13 protein-coding genes are annotated in these 20,731 nt (G+C 30.7%); 10 read left to right on the top strand and 3 right to left on the bottom strand.

Annotation, left to right across the window (positions count from 1 at the left end; all coding sequences use genetic code 11):
* The first annotated feature begins 502 nt into the window (after positions 1-502).
* The 4 genes from H0I29_RS18510 (at position 503) to H0I29_RS18515 (ending at position 7,551) form a co-directional block, all read left to right on the top strand.
* A complete protein-coding gene (locus H0I29_RS18510; RefSeq protein WP_368384636.1) occupies positions 503-550 on the top strand; it encodes a hypothetical protein in 48 nt (15 codons plus the stop codon).
* 343 nt (positions 551-893) lie between these two features.
* On the top strand, positions 894-6,689 hold the full coding sequence (locus H0I29_RS17915; RefSeq protein WP_218753853.1) for a T9SS type A sorting domain-containing protein: 5,796 nt from the start codon (positions 894-896) through the stop codon (positions 6,687-6,689).
* Between the two features lie 302 nt (positions 6,690-6,991).
* Positions 6,992-7,234 (top strand): hypothetical protein, encoded by a 243-nt coding sequence (locus H0I29_RS17920; protein ID WP_218730875.1) that lies wholly within the window; start codon positions 6,992-6,994, stop codon positions 7,232-7,234.
* Between the two features lie 263 nt (positions 7,235-7,497).
* Positions 7,498-7,551: a hypothetical protein gene (locus H0I29_RS18515; RefSeq protein WP_368384637.1), complete on the top strand. Its 54-nt coding sequence runs from the start codon at positions 7,498-7,500 to the stop codon at positions 7,549-7,551.
* A 39-nt stretch (positions 7,552-7,590) separates the two neighbouring features.
* Here the strand turns inward: H0I29_RS18515 and H0I29_RS17930 are convergent, their stop codons facing one another.
* The gene (locus tag H0I29_RS17930; RefSeq protein ID WP_218730876.1) at positions 7,591-7,740 is read right to left on the bottom strand and encodes a hypothetical protein; all 150 of its coding nucleotides are present in this window, start codon (positions 7,738-7,740) and stop codon (positions 7,591-7,593) included.
* A gap of 230 nt (positions 7,741-7,970) precedes the next feature.
* Between H0I29_RS17930 and H0I29_RS17935 the strand changes: the two genes are divergently transcribed.
* The 5 genes from H0I29_RS17935 (at position 7,971) to H0I29_RS17955 (ending at position 18,724) form a co-directional block, all read left to right on the top strand.
* Positions 7,971-9,182 carry an RsmB/NOP family class I SAM-dependent RNA methyltransferase gene (locus H0I29_RS17935; RefSeq protein WP_218753855.1) on the top strand — a complete coding sequence of 404 codons (1,212 nt, stop codon included), beginning with the start codon at positions 7,971-7,973 and terminating at the stop codon, positions 9,180-9,182.
* Between the two features lie 87 nt (positions 9,183-9,269).
* Positions 9,270-11,480 (top strand): endonuclease, encoded by a 2,211-nt coding sequence (locus H0I29_RS17940; RefSeq protein WP_218753857.1) that lies wholly within the window; start codon positions 9,270-9,272, stop codon positions 11,478-11,480.
* A 32-nt stretch (positions 11,481-11,512) separates the two neighbouring features.
* Entirely contained in the window at positions 11,513-13,543 is a 2,031-nt protein-coding gene (locus tag H0I29_RS17945) for an endonuclease (RefSeq protein ID WP_218753859.1), read from the top strand.
* Between the two features lie 170 nt (positions 13,544-13,713).
* Positions 13,714-17,406: a phosphoribosylformylglycinamidine synthase gene (purL, locus tag H0I29_RS17950; protein ID WP_218753861.1), complete on the top strand. Its 3,693-nt coding sequence runs from the start codon at positions 13,714-13,716 to the stop codon at positions 17,404-17,406.
* A 91-nt stretch (positions 17,407-17,497) separates the two neighbouring features.
* Positions 17,498-18,724 carry a threonine/serine exporter ThrE family protein gene (locus H0I29_RS17955; RefSeq protein ID WP_218730881.1) on the top strand — a complete coding sequence of 409 codons (1,227 nt, stop codon included), beginning with the start codon at positions 17,498-17,500 and terminating at the stop codon, positions 18,722-18,724.
* Between the two features lie 76 nt (positions 18,725-18,800).
* Here the strand turns inward: H0I29_RS17955 and H0I29_RS17960 are convergent, their stop codons facing one another.
* A complete protein-coding gene (locus H0I29_RS17960) occupies positions 18,801-19,262 on the bottom strand; it encodes a hypothetical protein (protein WP_218730882.1) in 462 nt (153 codons plus the stop codon).
* Positions 19,253-19,816 (bottom strand): hypothetical protein, encoded by a 564-nt coding sequence (locus H0I29_RS17965; protein ID WP_218730883.1) that lies wholly within the window; start codon positions 19,814-19,816, stop codon positions 19,253-19,255. The genes H0I29_RS17960 and H0I29_RS17965 overlap by 10 nt, the downstream gene beginning before the upstream one ends.
* A gap of 395 nt (positions 19,817-20,211) precedes the next feature.
* Here H0I29_RS17965 and H0I29_RS17970 point away from each other — a divergent pair, with 395 nt between their 5' ends.
* Positions 20,212-20,445 carry a hypothetical protein gene (locus H0I29_RS17970; RefSeq protein ID WP_218753863.1) on the top strand — a complete coding sequence of 78 codons (234 nt, stop codon included), beginning with the start codon at positions 20,212-20,214 and terminating at the stop codon, positions 20,443-20,445.
* The last annotated feature ends 286 nt before the right edge of the window (positions 20,446-20,731 follow it).

A 20,731-nucleotide genomic window follows, 5' to 3' on the forward strand; every position in this document is an offset into this window, starting at 1 on the left:
AGTTCATTACATAAAAACATGTTTTTTTTTATAAATTCATATATTAATCAATAACCAAGTTTCACAACCTACTCTTTATAAACTTTAATAACATAGTATACTTTTAGAATACTATGTAAGTTTCATTTTATAAAATATAATAAAACTCACATAAACTAATTTATTTGAGAATAAACTTACCGGAACTTCATATAATATTACAGAAGATAAAGCTACATTAACTTTAAATAAAGAGGTACATCCTGATAGATTTGTACTTGCTTTTACACCTAATAGTAGTTTAGATCTAGAAGACGCATTATTAGCTGCAAAGACTAGTATTTATGCTGATAATAAAAACAAACAAATTGTAATTTCTAAAAACAATGAAGTAGAAATTTCTAAAGTAGAATTGTTTGATATCCTTGGTAAAAAAGTAAGTATCTGAAATATTAAAGAACAAAAAGATACGTATCAATTAGAAATTAAAACACAAATACCAACAGGTATATACATTGTAAAAATGAAAACCAATAAAGGTGAAACTAATAAAAAAGTGGTTATAGAGTAAAATAAACTCAATAGAATACTATTAATTAAAGCTGAATAACAAAATCGTTATTCAGCTTTTTTTTTGTTACACGAATACTTTACTAAGTTAAAACCAACTTAGTAAAGCATAAATATGCAATTTTAAAAAAAAAAATGAAATATTTTTTATTTAAACATATAACAAATATTTACATGGTAAAAAGAAGAAACTATAAGAAATAACTAGAAATAAGTAATAATTTAACAGATAATCCACTTTTTAATTTATGAATAAAAACTTAAATGTGACTTATTTAACTTATGTAGGTCATATAAGAGGTGCTTAATTAAGAGCAACTATTATATCTTTTAAAATTTACTACATGATTAACCCCCTAAAAAAAAGAAAATTATTTCAAAAATTAATTTCTTTTAAATTAAAATCTTCTTTATTATTATTTTTAGTAGTTGCATTATCTTCAATTTCCAATACAAATGCACAATGTGATACTTATGATTACACTTTAAACAGTAACCAAAGTAATGGTTATACCTTTTCGTCTGGTGTTACCCGTGTTGTAGGTAATATTAGCGTTAGTAACGGAAGTGGTGCAAAATTTAACGATGGCGCAGTAATTTGTATTTCTGATGGTAGCACATTAAAAGTAGCCAATGCAACCTCAACAGGAAATGTTTCTTTTATAATACAAAACGGTGAATTAATTTTCGATCAAAATCCACAGTTGAGTGCTAATGTAAACATAGAAATAGGTAGTAAAGGATCACTTACCGCTTTAAATACAATTAGTTTTAATGGTGCTAAAAATAATATTTATAATGAAGGTACAATAAACATCAGTAAATCATTGCAGTTTGGAGGCGCTACTGAAAATGAATTTGATAACCTTGGTAAAGTAATTATTGGTACAGAAATGAATGCATCTTCTGTAGGTCTTAGTCAAATTAGAAATCAAAATGAAATGGTTATTACAAATAACTCTCAAATTGGTGCTAATATTACTTTTGTTAACTGTGGTGTACTTACATCAAAACAAGCATTTAATAATAATGGACTTGTTGTTAATACAGGTACTTTTAATATTACGGATGGAGCTTTATCTTTAGGTGTATCATCTGCTATTTTTAGAAATTATGGAAAATTATATGTAAAAGGAGATATCAATTTAACAGGAGAACTTTATAATGAAGGTTACGCTGATATTGGTGGAAAAATACAAGGTGGTGGAGACGTTACTGGTCCATTAACATCAGAATCTAAAACTGGTTATATAAAAATTGGTAGCCAATCCCCTATTTCAGGTAAAGTTGGTCCTAATTTAGATTTCTCATATTCTTTTAGTGGTACTCCAATTCAAAACGGAACTATAGACAGTACTGTAACCTATAACTGTACGGGTACAGATTGTAAAAACCCAAAAGATACAGAAGAAACTTGTGCTAACTTAGACGGAACAATACCTTGTTCTTTAACTGAGCCAGATACCTTAATAGGTAGTTGTATTAATGAAAACGATTTACAATTTACATTAAATTTAAAAGGAAATAACATAGGTGCTTCTTATGTAATATCAGGTACAACTGCTACTACAGGAATCTACAATACCGATACCGTTTTTATAATTACAAACGGTGCAGATGGTTTAGACAAAACAGTAACTGTTACAGATATAAATGATGCTAATTGTAATTTAACAATTACAATTTCTGGAACCGCGTCTTGTATAGATACAGATAAAGATGGTGTTATAGACAGTATTGATTTAGATGATGATAATGATGGTATTTTAGATACTGATGAAGGTTGTGGAAATTTAATTATAAACGGAAGTTTCGAACTTCAAGATTTTTCTAGTGTTACAGAATTCCCTAATGGTTACACAGATGCATCTGGTACATTTATAGGAACTACATTTAATACAAATGCACTAAAAGGATGGAATTACACTCAAAACCTAGATGGTTGGGTTGGTGGTCAATCTCCAAGTTGGTCTACTAATATCTTTGCAGATGCGTATGACGGTAAACAATATTTAGATGTTCTTGGTAACAACGATAAAAGCGCTGGTGGAGTTAGTAACATACTTTCACAAACTATTACTACAATTCCTGGTACAACATATACCCTTAGTTTTTATTGGGGAGAAGATATTGGCCATTCTATAGGACAAGAAGTTACTTTAGATTTAAACATTAAAAACACCTCTAACGTAAGTATTTTCAACAAAACTTTAAGTAGCATAGCAGAAGGAACTGTAAACGGAATTATTGGTCCTAAAAAATGGTATCGTTATAGCACTGCTTTTGTTGCCAATGACACAGAAACAACAATAGAATTTCAGGCAACACCTCCTACAGGCGGATCTTCTGGTATAGGAGCTGCTTTAGATCTTGTAACTATTTTTGCTAATAACTGTGCAGATACAGACAATGATGGTATTCCTAATTCTTTAGATTTAGATTCAGATAACGACGGTATATCAGATTTAGTAGAAGCTGGAGGAGTAGATACTGATGGAAATGGTAAAGTAGATGATATAAATACTGACGGTACCTTAGTAAATGATTCAGATGGTAACGGTTTAGATGATCGTTATGATGTAAATAATGGAGGAATCGCTATTGCAAACCTAGATACAGATGGTGATGGAATACCAAATACTCAAGACTTAGATTCTGACAACGATGGTATTCCAGATGTTATAGAAGCCGGAGGTAAAGATGCAAACGGTGATGGTTTAGCTGATGACTTTGTAGACACTGACAACGATGGTTTTAATGATACTGTTGATGGAGATATTGGGCAAGATGGTGTTTCAGAAGACAAAGACAATGTTTTAATATTAACAGGAGAAGATACTGATGGAAACGGAACCCCGAACTCATACCCTAAAGGTGATGCAGATAATGATGGTATTTTAAATCATTTAGATATTGATGCAGATAATGATGGTATACCAGATAATGTAGAAGCACAAACTACTGCAGATTATATTGCAACAAGCGGAGTTGGTAGCCAAATAACAGATATCAACAAAAATGGTGTAGATGACACTTATGAAAACGGTACTACAATTGGTCTTACACCAACAAACACAGATGGTATAGATGCTCCAGATTACTTAGATACAGACACAGATAATGATGGTATTCCAGATATTTTTGAAAATGGAGATACAGACAATATCCTAAGCGGAAATGATGTAGATAATGATGGTTTAGATGACAACTTCGATGACAATGATGATTCTAGTATTATTGGAGCTACAGTAAATGATGGTTTAAACCCAGATAACACTATAATAAACCTAATAACATTAGAAAATTCTTTTGGTGATGAAGACAATGACTTCTCCCCTACTAATCCAACTACTGGTGATCTTGATTATAGAGATGCACCAGAAGCTGCAGATGTTATGATAACACAAGTATATCAATTTGGCATAGAAAAATGGATTGAAATTACAAATATAGGAACTACAGATATCCCTGCTAATACTATTAAAATTCAATTATATAGGGATACTACAGGCGATCAAACAGGTGTTACACCAGATGTCTCTGATATTGTAGACTCAGTATTAAAAGTAGGCGAATCTGTATTGTTTAAAAACTCAGTAAATACAGTTTCTCATGTAAATGCAACAGCTACAATAATTACAAATAATGAGTTAACAGATTTAGATGACACAACTAATGATATCATTACACTTTCAGCTGCTTCAGGAACTTATTCATGGGCAAATAGATATGATATTGTTTCAAATATTACCAACAAAACTTCATTTGTAAGAATAGATGAAACGACTAGTACTAATAAAGATTATGACGCTGCTGAATGGGTAGTATTTATAGATGATGTAATAGCTACTTATGATGTAGTAAATAGTGTTATATCTACAGATATTATCCAAAGAAGACATCCGCAAGACTTATTAATATCAGAAATACTAAGTTCTAATACCGATGCAAACACATTACTTGGTTTACACAGAATTAAAGAAACTACTAGAAATTTAGATGGAACTTGGGATAATGGTTTTCCAGACAGATCTCGTTATGTTATAATAGATGAAGATTACAACCATACAACAGATAGATTAAGTGCTAGAAAACTAAAAATAGATACTTCTAAAGAATTATTAGTAACAAATAATCTATTAGTAGTTACTAATGATATCGAATTAAACGGAAACATACGTTTATCTGGTACTTCTCAACTAGTACAAACCCATACAAGTTTAAGTACAGTATCGGGTTCTGGTTTACTTTTTGTTGATCAAAAATCTGAAGTACCTAGTATATATCGTTACAACTATATGAGTTCTCCAGTAACTACTTTAGGAGAGAGTACCTATACTTTAGAAACTGTTCTTAGAAACGGAACAACAACCAACTCACCAAAAGAAATTACTTATGTTTCTGGATATGATGGTGCAGTAAATGGTACTGATATTTCTTTAGCAGATTATTGGGTATATACATATGCTGCAGGTAGTAACGGTAGATCTAATTGGGAGCATAAATATAAAGACGGAGCTATAAATAAAGGAGATGGTTACATATTTAAAGGACCAGGACAAGAACAAAACTACACATTTGTAGGGACACCAAATGATGGTGAGTTTAATACTATTAATGAAATAAACCCAGGGCAATCTTATTTAATTGGTAATCCTTTTCCTTCTGCAATGAATGCTAGAAAATTTATAGAAGATAACGAAGATTCTATAACAGGTACCTTATACTTTTGGCAACATGTAGGAGAAGATGAGGATGAAGGAACTGCAGGGCATAATTTTGCAGGTTATATTGGTGGTTACGCTACTCAAAATAAAACAATGGGTACTGCAGCAAACGCTACTAGCCAAAATGAACCCGTAAATTATACTTTAGAAGCAGAAGATGCTCTTGAAGGAGATGGATTTGAAATATCAATACCAATGATAGGTTTCTCTGTAGTTTCTTTAAATAATGAAGACCATATTACGTTTCCTAATATTTCTAGAGGTGTAGATTCATTAAGAATAACCTACGCATCTTTTTATGATAAAACATTAAAAATTAAAATTAACAATGTAGACAGAGGAGAAATTACATTCCCTAACACTGGTCTATTATATAAAGAGCTTAAAATTGCTTTATGCATGGAAGCTGGTAGTAATGTTACATTGACTTCTAGTACTGATGGCCATAGTATTTTTGTTGACAAAATAGTTTTTAAAGATGAAGACGGACAAATATCTTGTGCTCCGAGTACAGGTGGCGAAGAATACGCAGATAAATACAAGACTCCAGAACCGTATATTGCTGTTGGACAAGGTTTTTTCATTGAAGGGAATACAACAAACGGAAAAATTGTTTTTAACAATAGCCAAAGAGAATACATAACAAAAGAATCCGGAGAATCTGTATTCTTTAAAAGTGAAAAGAAAACAACAGAAAAGTCATCAAACTTAGGCTTACCAATCTTAAAGTTGGGTATGAATTATTCTAATACATTAGGAAACAATTTACATCGCCAAATAGGTATTTCTTTTAACCAAACAAACTCGTTTGAGTATGAAAAAGGATATGATTCTGAAATGTATGATATTAACCCAACGGACTTCTATTGGAAATTTCCTAACAACACTAGTAGCTACGTTATTGCTGGTGTACAACAAATTTCAAATGAATTAGAAGTTCCTTTAGAAGTTGTTGTGAACCAAAATAGTGTAATTACAATAAATATCGATGAAATAGAAAACATCAATCAAGATATATATATAAAAGACAAATTAACAGGTAAAACACAAAAAATAAATGACGCTAGTGCTACGTATCAATTAAAAAAAGGTACTTACACAGATAGATTTGTTTTAGCATTTATCACTGCACAAGATGCTGTACTTAGTATTGAAAACGAGCTATTGTCTACCTATACAAATGTATATGCCGACAATAAAAATAACCAAATTGTAATTTCTAAGAACAATGATGTAGAAATTAATAACATAGCGTTATTTAATATTCTTGGTAAAAAAGTAATTCTTTGGGATATTAAAGAACAAAAAAGTGATTACCAACTAGACATCTACAAACAATTACCAACTGGTGTTTATATTGTAAAAATGGACACTAATAAGGGGATTACAAGTAAAAAAGTAGTTATAGAATAAGAGTTAAAAGAATAAAGTTTATTAATTAAAGCTGAATAATGATAACATTATTCAGCTTTTTTTTGTTTAAAATTTCCTTTGAAATAAATAATTAACTCTTAAAATACACACAGTACAGATTAAGAATATATGTAACAGCTATTCTTGACATTCTTATTATTAAATTCTCAATAAAATCTATCTTTTTTAAAAAATATACAATAATTAAATAATATCTAATGATTTATACCCAAACAATCAACCAGAATAAACATTATTTTATTATATTTAGACAATGTTTATTTAATTTAATCCCCCAAAAAATGAATAAAGATAAAAACCTATTAGAATTAATTTTTCAAGTACCTGATTTTTTTAAAACTGAATACTTCACAAACAAAAAAGAAATTTTGTTTTTAACCTTAACCCTATCATTGTTGTTCATTCCACAAACTTATGCGAACATAACACCTATAAAAACAGCCTCTTTACTGTGTGAAGAAAGCGTTCCTATTTTAAATACAATAGAAAATTCGTTAAAAAAGATTACAGGACTAATAAATTAAAAACAACAAGCACTCCAGAATTATTACCAATTATTAAATTAGGATTTGAGTATAAAAATACTGATGATTTATTATTACATAGTCAAATAGCAGTTTCTATTCAAGAATCAAAACGTAATTATTTCTAAAAAACCAGAAGTAACTTTATATAAAGTAGAATTATATAATATCCTTGGTAAAAAAACCAATTTTTGGGGAAATTAAAGAACTAAAAAAACTCTTACCAATTAGCAATTAATAATCAAATACCAACGGGTATTTACATCGTAAGGTTAAATACAGATAAAGGCATCATAGATAAGAAAGTTCTATTTTGATAAATAAATGACACACAACCAATAACTAAACAACCTAACTCAACTCATGATTGTACTCATCCAAACTCCCCCAATCAATCCTCCTCCACCACCTCCAGGTCTAGAAATCGATACTGGCGTTTTAACACTAATTATCATAGCCGTTTCATATGGTATATATACCATAAAAAGTGCTAAAAAATTAATCATTAAATAATTGCTTAGAACAAAGGAAAGTTAAATAGATATCGATTTAACTTTCCTTTTTTTTATTTAAAACAGATTCATTTATGATAACAATTATCAATAATAAAAGAATACACAAAACTCTATAAATAATACTAAACCTTATTAAAACGTATCTAACGTTAAAAATGAATCAAAACTAATGATTCGTAAGGCAGATTTTGTACATTTGTGCCTTATATTCAAAAGAAATAATGAGATTACACAGAAACTTAACTTTTGCAGTTATTGACAGCATAAGAGATATATTTAATGAAGGTGTTTATGCTGATAAAGCAGTAGAAAAAGCTTTAAAACGAGATAAACGTTGGGGAGCAAGAGACCGTAAATTTGTAGCAGAAACCATATACGACATTGTTCGTTGGAATCGTTTATATAGCGAAATTGCAGAAGTAAAAGCTCCGTATGACAGAGATAATATTTGGAGGTTGTTCTCTGTATGGTGTATTCTAAGAGGAATTGCTTTACCAGATTGGAACCAAATTGGTGATGTACCAGAAAGAAGAATTAAAGGACGTTTTGCAGAATTATCTAGAACTCGAAAATATAGAGAATCTATTCCAGATTGGATGGATGAAATGTGTGCTAAAGAATTAGGTGAAGAAGTTTGGACAAAAGAAATTGCAGCTTTAAATGTACAAGCAAGTGTAATTTTAAGAACCAATACTTTAAATATTACTAGAGGAGTTCTTCAGAAAAAATTAAAAGCAGAAGGCGTAAATACAGAATTTGTACCAAATCACCCTGATGCTTTAATTTTACCAGAAAGAGCTAATGTTTTTAAAACGGAAGCTTTTCATAGTGGTTATTTTGAAGTTCAAGATGCTTCATCGCAACTTGTTGCTGCCTATTTAGACGTAAAACCAGGTATGAAAGTTATTGATACTTGTGCAGGTGCTGGAGGTAAAACTTTACATTTATCTGCTTTAATGGAAAATAAAGGTCAAATTATTGCCATGGATATTTACGAAAGTAAATTGCGTAAATTAAAAGTGAGAGCAAAGAGAAACAAAGCACACAATATTGATATGCGTGTTATAGATTCTACAAAACCTATTAAAAAATTACAAGGTAAAGCAGACAGAGTTTTAATTGATGCTCCTTGTTCTGGTTTAGGTGTTATTCGTAGAAACCCAGATTCTAAATGGAAATTACAACCAGAATTTATAGAAAATATTAAAAAAATTCAACAAGACGTTTTACAACAATACTCTACAATGGTCAAACCAGGTGGAAAAATGGTGTACGCTACGTGTTCTGTATTACCATCAGAAAACCAAGAGCAAGTTAATCATTTCTTAACATCAGATGCAGGAAAAGATTTTACCTTTGTGTCTGATAAAAAAGTGTTAGCGCATATTTCTGGTTTCGACGGATTTTATATGGCACTTTTAGAAAGAAAATAATACAACAAAGGGTTATATTTATTGCTGATGTAACCCTTAAATTGCTGAAAAAGAAAGTATTTATTTTTTAACTTAATTTCATTTTATATGGTAAAAAAACTACTTCTTTTTATTTTAACAATTACATCTTTTATATCTTTTTCTCAAGAAGATTATTACGATGATGTAAATTTACAACTAACTGGTATTGCTTTAAAAGACGCCTTAGCTGCAAAAATTATTAGTACACATTCTAATATGTTAACCTATACACCTGGTGTTTGGGAAGCTTCTAAAATTACAGATCTAGATACCGCAGAACCAGACAATGTTGTTTTAATTTACGGTTGGGAAGATGGTACTGACAGCGATATTACTAATGACAAAACTAGAGATAATTCTTTGCAAGATGCTGGTACAGGTGCTACTTTTGTATGGAATAGAGAACACGTATTCTCTAAATCGCTTGCTAACCCAAGTTTAATTACAGACAACCCAGGTGCAGGAACAGATGCCCATAATTTAAGACCCGCAGACAAAAATAGAAACTCAGAAAGAAACAACTACAAATTTGCACTAGGTAGTGGAAACTCAGGACGTTCTTCTATTACTTACAATGGTCCTGATGGAGCAGACACAAGAGGCTGGTATCCTGGAGACGAATGGAAAGGAGATGTTTCTAGAATTATAATGTACATGTATCTTCGTTATGGCAGCCAATGTTTACCAACAAATGTTGGGGTTGGTGATACTCAATTTACACCAGATGAAATGATTGATTTATTCTTAAAATGGAATAGAGAAGATCCCGTTTCAGGTATTGAAAAAAGGAGAAACACGTATCACGAAAATACTTCTAATACGTACGCTCAAGGAAATAGAAATCCATTTATAGACAATCCGTTTTTAGCTACTAGAATTTGGGGAGGAGATAATGCTGAAGATACTTGGGGAATTTATACAAGTAGTGACACAGAAGCTCCTACTGCGCCAACTAATGTTACTTTAAGCAACCAAACCTTAACTTCTATAGATATTTCTTGGACTGCTTCTACAGATAATATTGGCGTTGCACAATACCAAGTGTATGTTAATAATGTTTTAACAAAACAAACAACAACAGCTACCTCTGCCTCTATTACAGGTTTAGAAACAAATACAACTTATAATTTTAAAGTAATTGCTAAAGATTTAATTAACAAATCTGAAGCAAGTAATGAAGTGGTCGGTACAACCTTAGCAGATACTACAGCACCATCAATCCCTACAAACGTAAACATTACAGACATAACAGATAGTTCTTTTAATATAAACTGGTCTGCATCTTCAGATAACAACGAAGTAGCCGGTTATGATATTTTTATTGATGTAAACTTTAAAGAAACTTCTACTACAACTACTTATGCTGTTATTGGTTTAGCAACATCTACTACTTATAGTATTACGGTTTTAGCAAAAGATAAAGATGATAATAAATCGGCACAAAGTACTGCCATAAATGCAACTACAACAGATGGAGCATCTGGTGGCTCTGCTTCAGAATTATTTTTCTCTGAATATTTTGAAGGAGACGGAGGAACAAACAAAGCATTAGAAATTGTTAATTTAACTGGAGGTACAGTAAGTTTATCTGGTTATGTAATAAAACTAGATAGAAATGATACTGGCGAATGGGTATCTCCACTAGCATTAGATAGCGGAACTGTTAAAAATATTGTTCCCGGAGATGTTTTTGTAATTGGAAATGGAAAGAACTCTATTCCAGAATTACAAACTTATTCAGAAACAAATACCATTGGTCAGGTAGATTTGGTACAACCAGTTATTGAAGAAACGAACTGGGGGCAACCTGTAAACTTTACAGGTAATGACGCCATTGGTTTATTTAAAGATAACATATTAATAGATATTATAGGAGAATTTGGTAACGGCGCTAATTTTGCAGCAAACAAAACATTAAGAAGAAATGGCGATATCAGTGCACCAAATACAACTTTTGATTTACAAGGAGAATGGACACCTTTTCCTGCAAATACTGCAGACGGTTTGGGTAGTTTTACTTCTACTTTGAGTACTTCTAAAAATACATTTAAAACTTTTAAAATGTTTCCAAACCCAACAGATGGAAATAGCATCTATTTTAGTGTTACAGAAGACGCTACGATTCATATCTATACTGTTTTAGGAAAATTAACAAAATCTGTTAATGTTACTCAAAGTAAAAATAAAATTGATATATCAGATTTATCTAAGGGTGTTTACTTACTTAAAATTAATTCTGACAAACAATTTATCACTAAAAAATTGATTAAAAATTAAATTATTTTCAAACTCAATAAAACATAAGACACATGAAAAAAACATTACTTATACTTTTACTATTCTCTTCATTCTTAATAAATGCTCAAGCAGAATCTTATTATGACGATGTAGATTTAACAAAATATGAACTAGATTTAAAAGAAGAACTAGCTAATAAAACAATAACTGCTCATACAAACATACTATCTTATGGTTGGCCAGCTTTACAAGCAACAGATGTAAACCCAGAAAATGACCAAGAAGTATTATTAATTTATGGTTATTCTACATCTGGCACAACTGCTAGAACAAGAGGTATCTATGAAAACGGAGGCGGTTCTAATGACTGGAATAGAGAACACACCTATGCAAAGTCTTTAGGAACGCCTAATCTAGGTACTGCTGGACCTGGTGCAGATGCACATCATTTACGTCCATCTGATGTTGGTTTTAATGGTCAAAGGGGGAGTCTAAAATTTGCAGATGGTTCTGGAAATGCTGGTCCAGTTTCTGGAGGATGGTATCCTGGTGATGAATGGAAAGGAGATGTTGCTAGAATGATGATGTATATGTACATTCGCTATGGTGACCAATGTAAACCTACTGGTGTTGGTATTGGAAACCTTGTTGGTCCAGATGATGAAATGATCGATTTATTCTTAGAGTGGAATGTAGAAGATCCTGTATCAGATTTTGAAAGACAAAGAAATACCTACCATGATTCTAATGAAACTTATGCACAAGGAAATAGAAACCCTTTTATAGACAATGCTTACTTAGCTACAAGAATTTGGGGAGGAGATAATGCTTTAGATTCTTGGGGAATCTATTTAACTCCAGACACAGAAGCTCCTACAGTACCTACAGATGTTTCTCTTAGCAATATTACAACTTCAACTATAGATGTAACTTGGACAGCTTCTACAGATAATGAAGCAGTAACAAAATATGAAGTTTATGCAAATGCGGTATTACAAGGTAACACAGCAAGTACAACATACACTTTAACTAGTTTAGCACCAAATACATCTTATAGTATTACTGTTTTAGCTAAAGATATTGCAAATAATAAATCGGCTCAATCTGTAGCTGAAAATGCTACCACATTAACAGATGTAACACCTCCATCTGTACCTACAGATATTACTATTTCTAATCAAATAAGTTCTGGTTTTAAAATAAACTGGACAGCTTCAACAGATAATTCTGGTGTAGCTAGTTATGATATTTTTATAGATGGATCTTTAAAAGAAACAGTACAAAATACAGAATACCAGGTTACAGGTTTAACTGCATCAACAACTTATAATGTAACTATTTCTGCAAAAGATATTGCAGGAAATGCTTCTGAACAATCAGCTATAACACAAGCTATAACAGGAACAGAAAATACAGGAACATCTTGTGGTGAAGAAACTTTTGAATTGATACCAACTAACAGTAGCTCATATTCTACCAGAACTTGGACAGGTGATAATGGCTTAGAATGGACTGCTACTTTAGCTAGAACAGATCAAGAATTAAATGGTAGAGCAATTACTTTTGATGTTAGAGACAGTAAAACGGGTTCACTTACTTCATCTACATTTGCAGGCGGAATAGGAAGTTTAACAGCTTCAACTTTACGTGCTTTTTCTGGAGGTTCTGGTACATTAAATGTTTTAGTGAACGGAAATATAGTAGGTACATTACCTTATGGTGATGAAATTCAAACAACAACAATTTCAGATATTAATATTTCTGGAGATGTAACTGTTGTTCTAAATGAATCTAGCTCTGAAGGTGAACGTGTAATCATAGACGATTTAACTTGGACATGCTATTCTACTTTAAGTACAGAAGAAAATCTATTTAACTCTTTTAAAATGTACCCAAATCCAGCAGACGGCAATAAAGTGTATTTTAAATTAACAGAAAGTGCAGAGGTTAAGGTTTACAATGTTTTAGGAAAATTAATTAAAACACTAAATGTAAATACAAACAATAATAGTATGGATGTTTCTATTCTTAGCAAAGGAATATACTTAGTGAAAATAAATTCTGACAACCAATCTATTTCTAAAAAATTGATAAAAAATTAAGCTTACATTTAGATTTATAGAAAAAGGCGTCTTTGTAAAAAAAGGCGCCTTTTTTTTATGTTTTATAACTACGTAAATTACTCTTAAATTTCACTGAATTAATTCATTAGAATTAAGTTGAAAAAAAGTAAATTTGCATTTTTACAACAACACCCAAATAAAACATAATAATGATTCATTTCTTTGGAAATATAAACAGCAAAGTATTCGCTGTTCAAACAACAGAAAAATTAACTACAGAAACTATTTCTAAATTGACTTGGTTATTTGCCGATCAACCAAAAATAGAAGAAACAACAATAGATGCATTTTTTGTTGGACCAAGAGCCGCAATGATTACGCCTTGGAGTACCAATGCTGTTGAGATTACTCAGAATATGGGGATTTCTGACATCATTAGAATAGAAGAATTTACTGCATCTACAGAAGATTTTTCTGATTTTGATCCAATGATTTCTGAAAAATTCAATGGTTTACATCAAGATTCATTTACAATTGAAATTAAACCAGAAGCAATTTTAGACATCGAAGATATTGCTGCTTACAATGCACAAGAAGGATTGTCTTTAAGTGATGAAGAAGTTGAATACTTAGAAAGTGTTGCTACTAAAATAGGTAGAAAATTAACAGATTCTGAAGTCTTTGGTTTTAGCCAAGTAAACTCAGAACACTGTCGTCATAAAATATTTGGCGGAACATTTGTTATTGATGGAGAAGAACAACCTACTTCCCTATTCAATATGATAAAAGAAACCTCTAAACAATTTCCGAATGATATTGTTTCTGCGTACAAAGATAACGTGGCTTTTGTAAAAGGACCTAAAGTGGAACAATTTGCGCCTAAAACGGCGGATAAACCAGATTTTTATCAAACTAAAGATTTTGAATCTGTAATTTCATTAAAAGCAGAAACACACAATTTCCCAACAACAGTTGAGCCTTTTAACGGAGCAGCAACTGGTTCTGGAGGAGAAATTAGAGATAGATTGGCTGGTGGAAAAGGTTCTTTACCTTTAGCCGGAACAGCTGTTTATATGACTTCGTATTCTCGTTTAGAAGCGTCTATAGATTCAATTAAGAATACAAGATATTGGGAAAATAAATTTGAAGCAAGAGATTGGTTATACCAAACTCCTATGGATATTTTAATAAAAGCATCTAACGGAGCATCAGATTTTGGAAACAAATTTGGTCAACCTTTAATTACAGGTTCTGTTTTAACTTTTGAACACCAAGAAAATTCTTCTGTAAGTGATTCTCCTGCAAGAAAACTTGGTTTCGATAAAGTAATTATGCAAGCTGGTGGAATTGGATACGGAAAAGCAGACCAAGCTTTAAAAGACACGCCAAAAGAAGGCGATAAAATTGTAATTCTTGGTGGTGAAAACTACAGAATTGGAATGGGCGGAGCTGCAGTTTCTTCTGCAGATACCGGTGAGTTTGCTTCAGGAATTGAACTAAACGCAGTACAACGTTCGAATCCGGAAATGCAAAAACGTGCTGCAAATGCAGTTCGTGGAATGGTAGAAAGCGATGAAAACTTTATTGTTTCTATTCACGATCATGGAGCTGGTGGACATTTAAATTGTTTATCAGAATTGGTAGAAGATACAGGTGGTAAAATAGATTTAGATGCTTTACCTGTTGGAGATCCTACGCTATCAGCAAAAGAAATTATTGGTAACGAATCTCAAGAAAGAATGGGATTAGTAATTGCTGATAAACATTTAGAAACTTTACATAAAATTGCAGATAGAGAACGTTCTCCTATTTACGATGTTGGTGTAGTTACTGGTGATGATCGTTTTACTTTCGAATCTAAATCTACAGGTGTAAAACCAATGGACTTAGCCTTAGAAGACATGTTTGGTTCTTCTCCAAAAACTGTTTTAACAGATAAAACTGTTATTAGAAAATATAAAAACCCTCGTTATAAAACGAAGAATTTAGAAATCTATTTAAAACAAGTTTTACAGTTAGAAGCTGTTGCTTGTAAAGATTGGTTAACAAATAAAGTAGATCGTTGTGTTGGTGGTAAAGTAGCCAAACAACAATGTGTTGGACCATTACAAATTCCGTTGAACAACGTTGGTGTAATGGCATTAGATTATAAAGGAAAAGAAGGTGTTGCTACAAGTATTGGGCACTCTCCTATTTCTGCGTTGATTAGTCCAGAAGCTGGTTCTAGAAATGCAATTACAGAATCTTTAACCAACTTAATTTGGGCACCATTAAAAGACAATTTAAAAAGTGTTTCATTGTCTGCAAATTGGATGTGGCCTTGTAAAAATGAAGGTGAAGACGCTCGTTTATACAAAGCTGTAAAAGCCGTTTCAGAATTTTCTATAGGTTTAGGAATCAATGTTCCTACAGGGAAAGATTCTTTATCAATGAAACAAAAATATACTGATGGAGAAGTAATTGCTCCAGGAACTGTAATTATTTCTGCAGCAGGTAACTGTAATGCGATTACTAAAGTTGTAGAGCCTCTTTTACATGTTGATGGAGGAAACATCTATTATATCAATATTTCTCAAGACGAATTTAAATTAGGTGGAAGCTCATTTAACCAAACATTAAATGCAATTGGAAACGAAACGCCAGATGTTACAGATGTAGCGTATGTAAAAACTGTTTTTAACACTATTCAAGATTTAATTAAGGCTGATAAAATTACTGCAGGACACGATGTTGCTTCTGGTGGTTTAATTACTACTTTATTAGAAATGTGTTTTGCTGATGTAAATTTAGGTGCAGATTTTAACATCTCTTCTTTAAATGAAGAAGATGCTATAAAAGTATTATTTTCAGAAAACTCAGGAATTGTTTTTCAAGCAGATGCTTCTGTAGAAACGATTTTATCAGAAAATAATATTGAATTTTTTAATATTGGAGCAGCAAATAATTCAGGAACAGTTACTATTAAAAACAACGAAGATAATTTCTCTTTTGATGTTACTGAAATGAGAGATGTTTGGTATAGAACTTCTTTCTTATTAGATCAAAAACAAACCGCTAATAATTTAGCTCAAGATCGCTTTGATAATTATAAAAATCAACCTTTAACATATAAATTCCCAGAGAATTTTACAGGTAAATTACCTGTAATAGGAAAAGACAAACCAAAAGCTGCTATCATTCGTGAAAAAGGTTCTAATTCTGAACGTGAAATGGCAAATGCAATGTATTTAGCTGGTTTTGATGTTAAAGATGTACACATGACAGATTTAATTTCTGGTCGTGAAACATTAGAAGACATTCAGTTTATTGGTGCTGTTGGTGGTTTCTCTAATTCTGATGTTTTAGGTTCTGCTAAAGGTTGGGCAGGAGCATTTAAATACAACGAAAAAGCAAATACTGCTTTAAAAAACTTCTTTAAAAGAGAAGATACGTTGTCTGTTGGTATTTGTAATGGTGCACAATTATGGATGGAATTAGAATTGATTAACCCAGAACATAAAGTTCATGGGAAATTAGGTCATAATGATTCTCAGAAGCATGAAAGTTCTTTTACATCTGTGAAAATTCAGGAAAACAATTCTGTAATGTTATCTAGTTTAGCAGGAACAGAATTAGGTGTTTGGATTTCTCATGGAGAAGGTAAATTTAACTTACCAGAATCTGAAGAAAACTATAATATTGTTGCCAAATATGGTTACGCAGGATACCCGAATAACCCAAATGGATCTGATTTTAACACAGCAATGCTATGTGACAAGTCTGGAAGACATTTAGTAACAATGCCTCATATTGAGCGTTCTACTTTTCAATGGAACTGGGCCAATTACCCAACAAATAGAAAAGATGAAGCTACGCCTTGGTTAGAAGCATTTGTAAATGCTAAAAACTGGTTAACAAAATAATTTATTTAAAAAAGTAGATCAAAAGGGCTTTTTTAAAGCCCTTTTTTTGGCTCTAAAAATAGAAAATAACAACCCTATCTAATTAATAAAAATGAGAGTTCCAAAAAAATATCAATTTATAGTTGAAATAGGAAAAGCGTTACACATATACGGTATTCCTTCTTATAAAATTCAATCATATTTAACACAAGTTGCCAAAACAAAAGGCATTACAGGGAGTTTTATGGATTTACCTACTTGGGTAAATTATGTTTTTTATGATGAAAAGAACTCTTATAATTATGTTGAATGCATTCCCCCAGGATCTTTAAATTTAGGTGCTTTTTCTAGAATTGATGAATTGACCAATAAGGTTATTGATTCAGGGATGGAAGTGGATGAAATAGACAAAGAATTAAAGATTATTCATGCAAAAACAAAAGAGGTAAATCATTTTATTTTAACTTTAGCCTATGCCTTTGCTGCTGGTTCTTTTAGCTTAATGATTGGTACCAATTGGATCTCTTTTGCTTTTTCAATACTTTTAGGTTCTCTTACTTATCTATTTGTTTATTTAGCAAACAAATCTAAATATGTAGAAAGTGTTTTAGAATCTTTATGTGCTTTAGTGGTAACTATTTTTGCTTGCCTATTAACATTTATTTTCCCTGATTTTAATTTAGGTTTAACCATATTAGCTTCTATAATTATCTTTATTCCAGGGTTGGCTATTACAACCGCATTAGAGGAAATAACCTCTAAGAGTTTGGTTGCTGGTGGCGCAAAACTCTTTGATGCAATGGTTGTTTTATTTAAACAATTTTTTGGTGTAATATTAGGCTTAGGCTTAATGACTTCTTTACTTGATATTGATTTAACTCATTATGAATCTAATATGCCACAATGGACAATTTTTTGCGCAATACCAATATTTTCTATATGTACTTTACCCATTTTTCAAGTGCGAAAAAAGGATATGTTTTTTGGAATTTTAACAGGTATTTTTGCCTTTTTTATAACCGTTTTTTTATCGTCTGGTTTAGGAATATTGGTAAGTACTTTTATTGGTACTTTAACAGTTGTTGGTATCAGCCGTATATTTGGTAGAATTTCTAAAACACCAAAATCTGTTTACTTAACACAAGGAATTATCATGCTAGTTCCTGGTAGTAAATCTTTTATGGGACTAAGTAATTCATTTTTCAATCCATCTATTACTGCTTCTGCAAACTTATTTGAAGAAGTTACTTTTATATTAATGGCTATTATTGGTGGACTACTTTTTGCGGGTACTTTTAGAGAAAGAAAACCGAAAGAACATCATTATAAATCTCATTAAAAGTTCTATTCAATTTAGTGTATCATATATAAAAGCAGTTTTTAGAACCACCTAAAAGCTGCTTTTTTTAATCTATTTATTTGTAGTTTTTCTTTTTCATTCTAGAGCGCATTTGCCTTCTTAATAACAAAAATCCGTTGCTTAATTTTCTTTTTTTCTTTAATACAGGAATACTTAAAGTAACTAATAGAGCAATACAAGCTGCAGAGCCCAAACCACCACCAAAGCCATTAAAAAAGTTACTTGTATTAAAATATATAAGTGTAAAAACGACTCCTGAGAAACCTATTAACAAATAATCTGACATAATTTTAGAGGATACCATACCTATAAAAGAAGCTCCAAAACAAACTAGTGGCAAATTTTCTGTTAAGTAAGCTGACAATAAATTAGGAAACACTAAAACAAACACTCCTACTAAAACACCAACTAAAGAAGATGACCTAACCGGACCTTGTTTAAATTTTACTTGTAAAAGGAATGTAACTACAGAAGAAAGTCCTCCTACTATTAACAATATAAGGTTATCTATAGCCATCTAGAAATTATAAAAGTGATAAAAAAAGCAAGGGTAACACCTCCAAAAGCTAAGGTTCCTAATTTACCACCAAAACCATGAAAAGCATCTTTTGTACCAACTAACAAAAAACCAGTTATAACACTTGCTAGTGCTATAAATATATAATCTGGTGCAATATCAACATTTGTCATTCCAACAAAAGCTCCGCAATAAACTGCAGTAGGCATACCTTTTATAAAATTATCCTTTTTAAAAAATGAAGGAACAAAGCTAACAACCAAACCAACTAAACTTGCTGCTAAAACACTGCTTAATTTAAATGAAACACTTAAAACATATGTAATAATTGCTCCAAAAAAAACAAATGCAACAGTTAACACATGTTCTAAATCATGATTTTTAGCTTTTAATGATGTTTTTTTATATCTAATTAAAAGTAATACAATGACCAAAACAACAAATACAGAAACATAAATGTTCTGTTGTTTTTCATATAATATTGCTGCTAAAAAACCTAAATGGCTTAATAATATTAAACTAAATGAAAGCTGTTTTACGTGCTTTTTAATCATAAAATCTATTAAATTTATAAGCTGCAAAAATACTTAAATTACTTGTGTAAGCTTTCTTATTTAAAAGCATTATAATAAAAATTTCAAATAATTTATTTAGGCATTTAAAAGTTCATAAAATATTTATTCTTTTTTTAATAATTTAAGAATACATCTAACTAAAAATAGCTAAAAACATTTTAAAATCTTTTAATTAATTCTAAAACAAACTAAAAGAGAGTAATAACAACTTAATATATAAATGTGATTCTCCATAGAATAACAGAAACCAGTCATTAAAAATTTAGTCAAATTTATACTTATTAGTCAAAAAATAATTAGAAAGAATTTAGCTTAAAAAAAATGTAGGTATAATACCTGGAAAATATATTAAAATAAAATGTTTTTTTAACTTAATGATAAAATATGAAAAAGATCAGATAGATTTGAAAGACTTATTTTATATGTATGATTATTATGATGAATCTCACTTTTCTAAAGGTTTTAAATTATTTACCTCAAACTATTTTAAAAATTATATTAAACAAGATTACTTAATTGTAAAACAAGACTTAAAAAACTCTAACAAAAAACTAGTTGGTGAAATTAGAACTATGAAAATAAACAGACTTATCAGCAAGTACTTTTAAAAGTAATAGCACCTTTAAATATATAAATTTTAATAATATCAGTTTTAATAATTCTGTCTTTGACGACATATCAAAATTTAAACACATGAAATTATCTAGTAGTTTCAACATAAAAAACATGAAATTTGGCTATGAAATAGATTCGAAATACACCTAAATAAAGGGTAAAAACATCAATAAATCATTATAAAACACAAAATAGGTATTTATACCTGCTTTAATTTCTACAATAAATTATAAATTGCACCCATAATGGAAGAGGTTGGAATTAGGGGGCTAACCAAAA

The organism is Polaribacter sp. R2A056_3_33 (genome assembly GCF_019278485.1).
In the GTDB taxonomy this organism is placed as follows: domain Bacteria; phylum Bacteroidota; class Bacteroidia; order Flavobacteriales; family Flavobacteriaceae; genus Polaribacter.

Coding starts and splice junctions, on each gene's coding strand:
- H0I29_RS17920 (WP_218730875.1), top strand. CDS start 6,992: ATGAATAAAGATAAAAACCTATTAGAATTAATTTTTCAAGTACCTGAT.
- H0I29_RS17940 (WP_218753857.1), top strand. CDS start 9,270: ATGGTAAAAAAACTACTTCTTTTTATTTTAACAATTACATCTTTTATA.
- H0I29_RS17915 (WP_218753853.1), top strand. CDS start 894: ATGATTAACCCCCTAAAAAAAAGAAAATTATTTCAAAAATTAATTTCT.
- H0I29_RS17960 (WP_218730882.1), bottom strand. CDS start 19,262: ATGGCTATAGATAACCTTATATTGTTAATAGTAGGAGGACTTTCTTCT.
- H0I29_RS17930 (WP_218730876.1), bottom strand. CDS start 7,740: ATGATTAATTTTTTAGCACTTTTTATGGTATATATACCATATGAAACG.
- H0I29_RS17945 (WP_218753859.1), top strand. CDS start 11,513: ATGAAAAAAACATTACTTATACTTTTACTATTCTCTTCATTCTTAATA.
- purL (WP_218753861.1), top strand. CDS start 13,714: ATGATTCATTTCTTTGGAAATATAAACAGCAAAGTATTCGCTGTTCAA.
- H0I29_RS17955 (WP_218730881.1), top strand. CDS start 17,498: ATGAGAGTTCCAAAAAAATATCAATTTATAGTTGAAATAGGAAAAGCG.
- H0I29_RS17935 (WP_218753855.1), top strand. CDS start 7,971: ATGAGATTACACAGAAACTTAACTTTTGCAGTTATTGACAGCATAAGA.
- H0I29_RS17970 (WP_218753863.1), top strand. CDS start 20,212: ATGATAAAATATGAAAAAGATCAGATAGATTTGAAAGACTTATTTTAT.
- H0I29_RS17965 (WP_218730883.1), bottom strand. CDS start 19,816: ATGATTAAAAAGCACGTAAAACAGCTTTCATTTAGTTTAATATTATTA.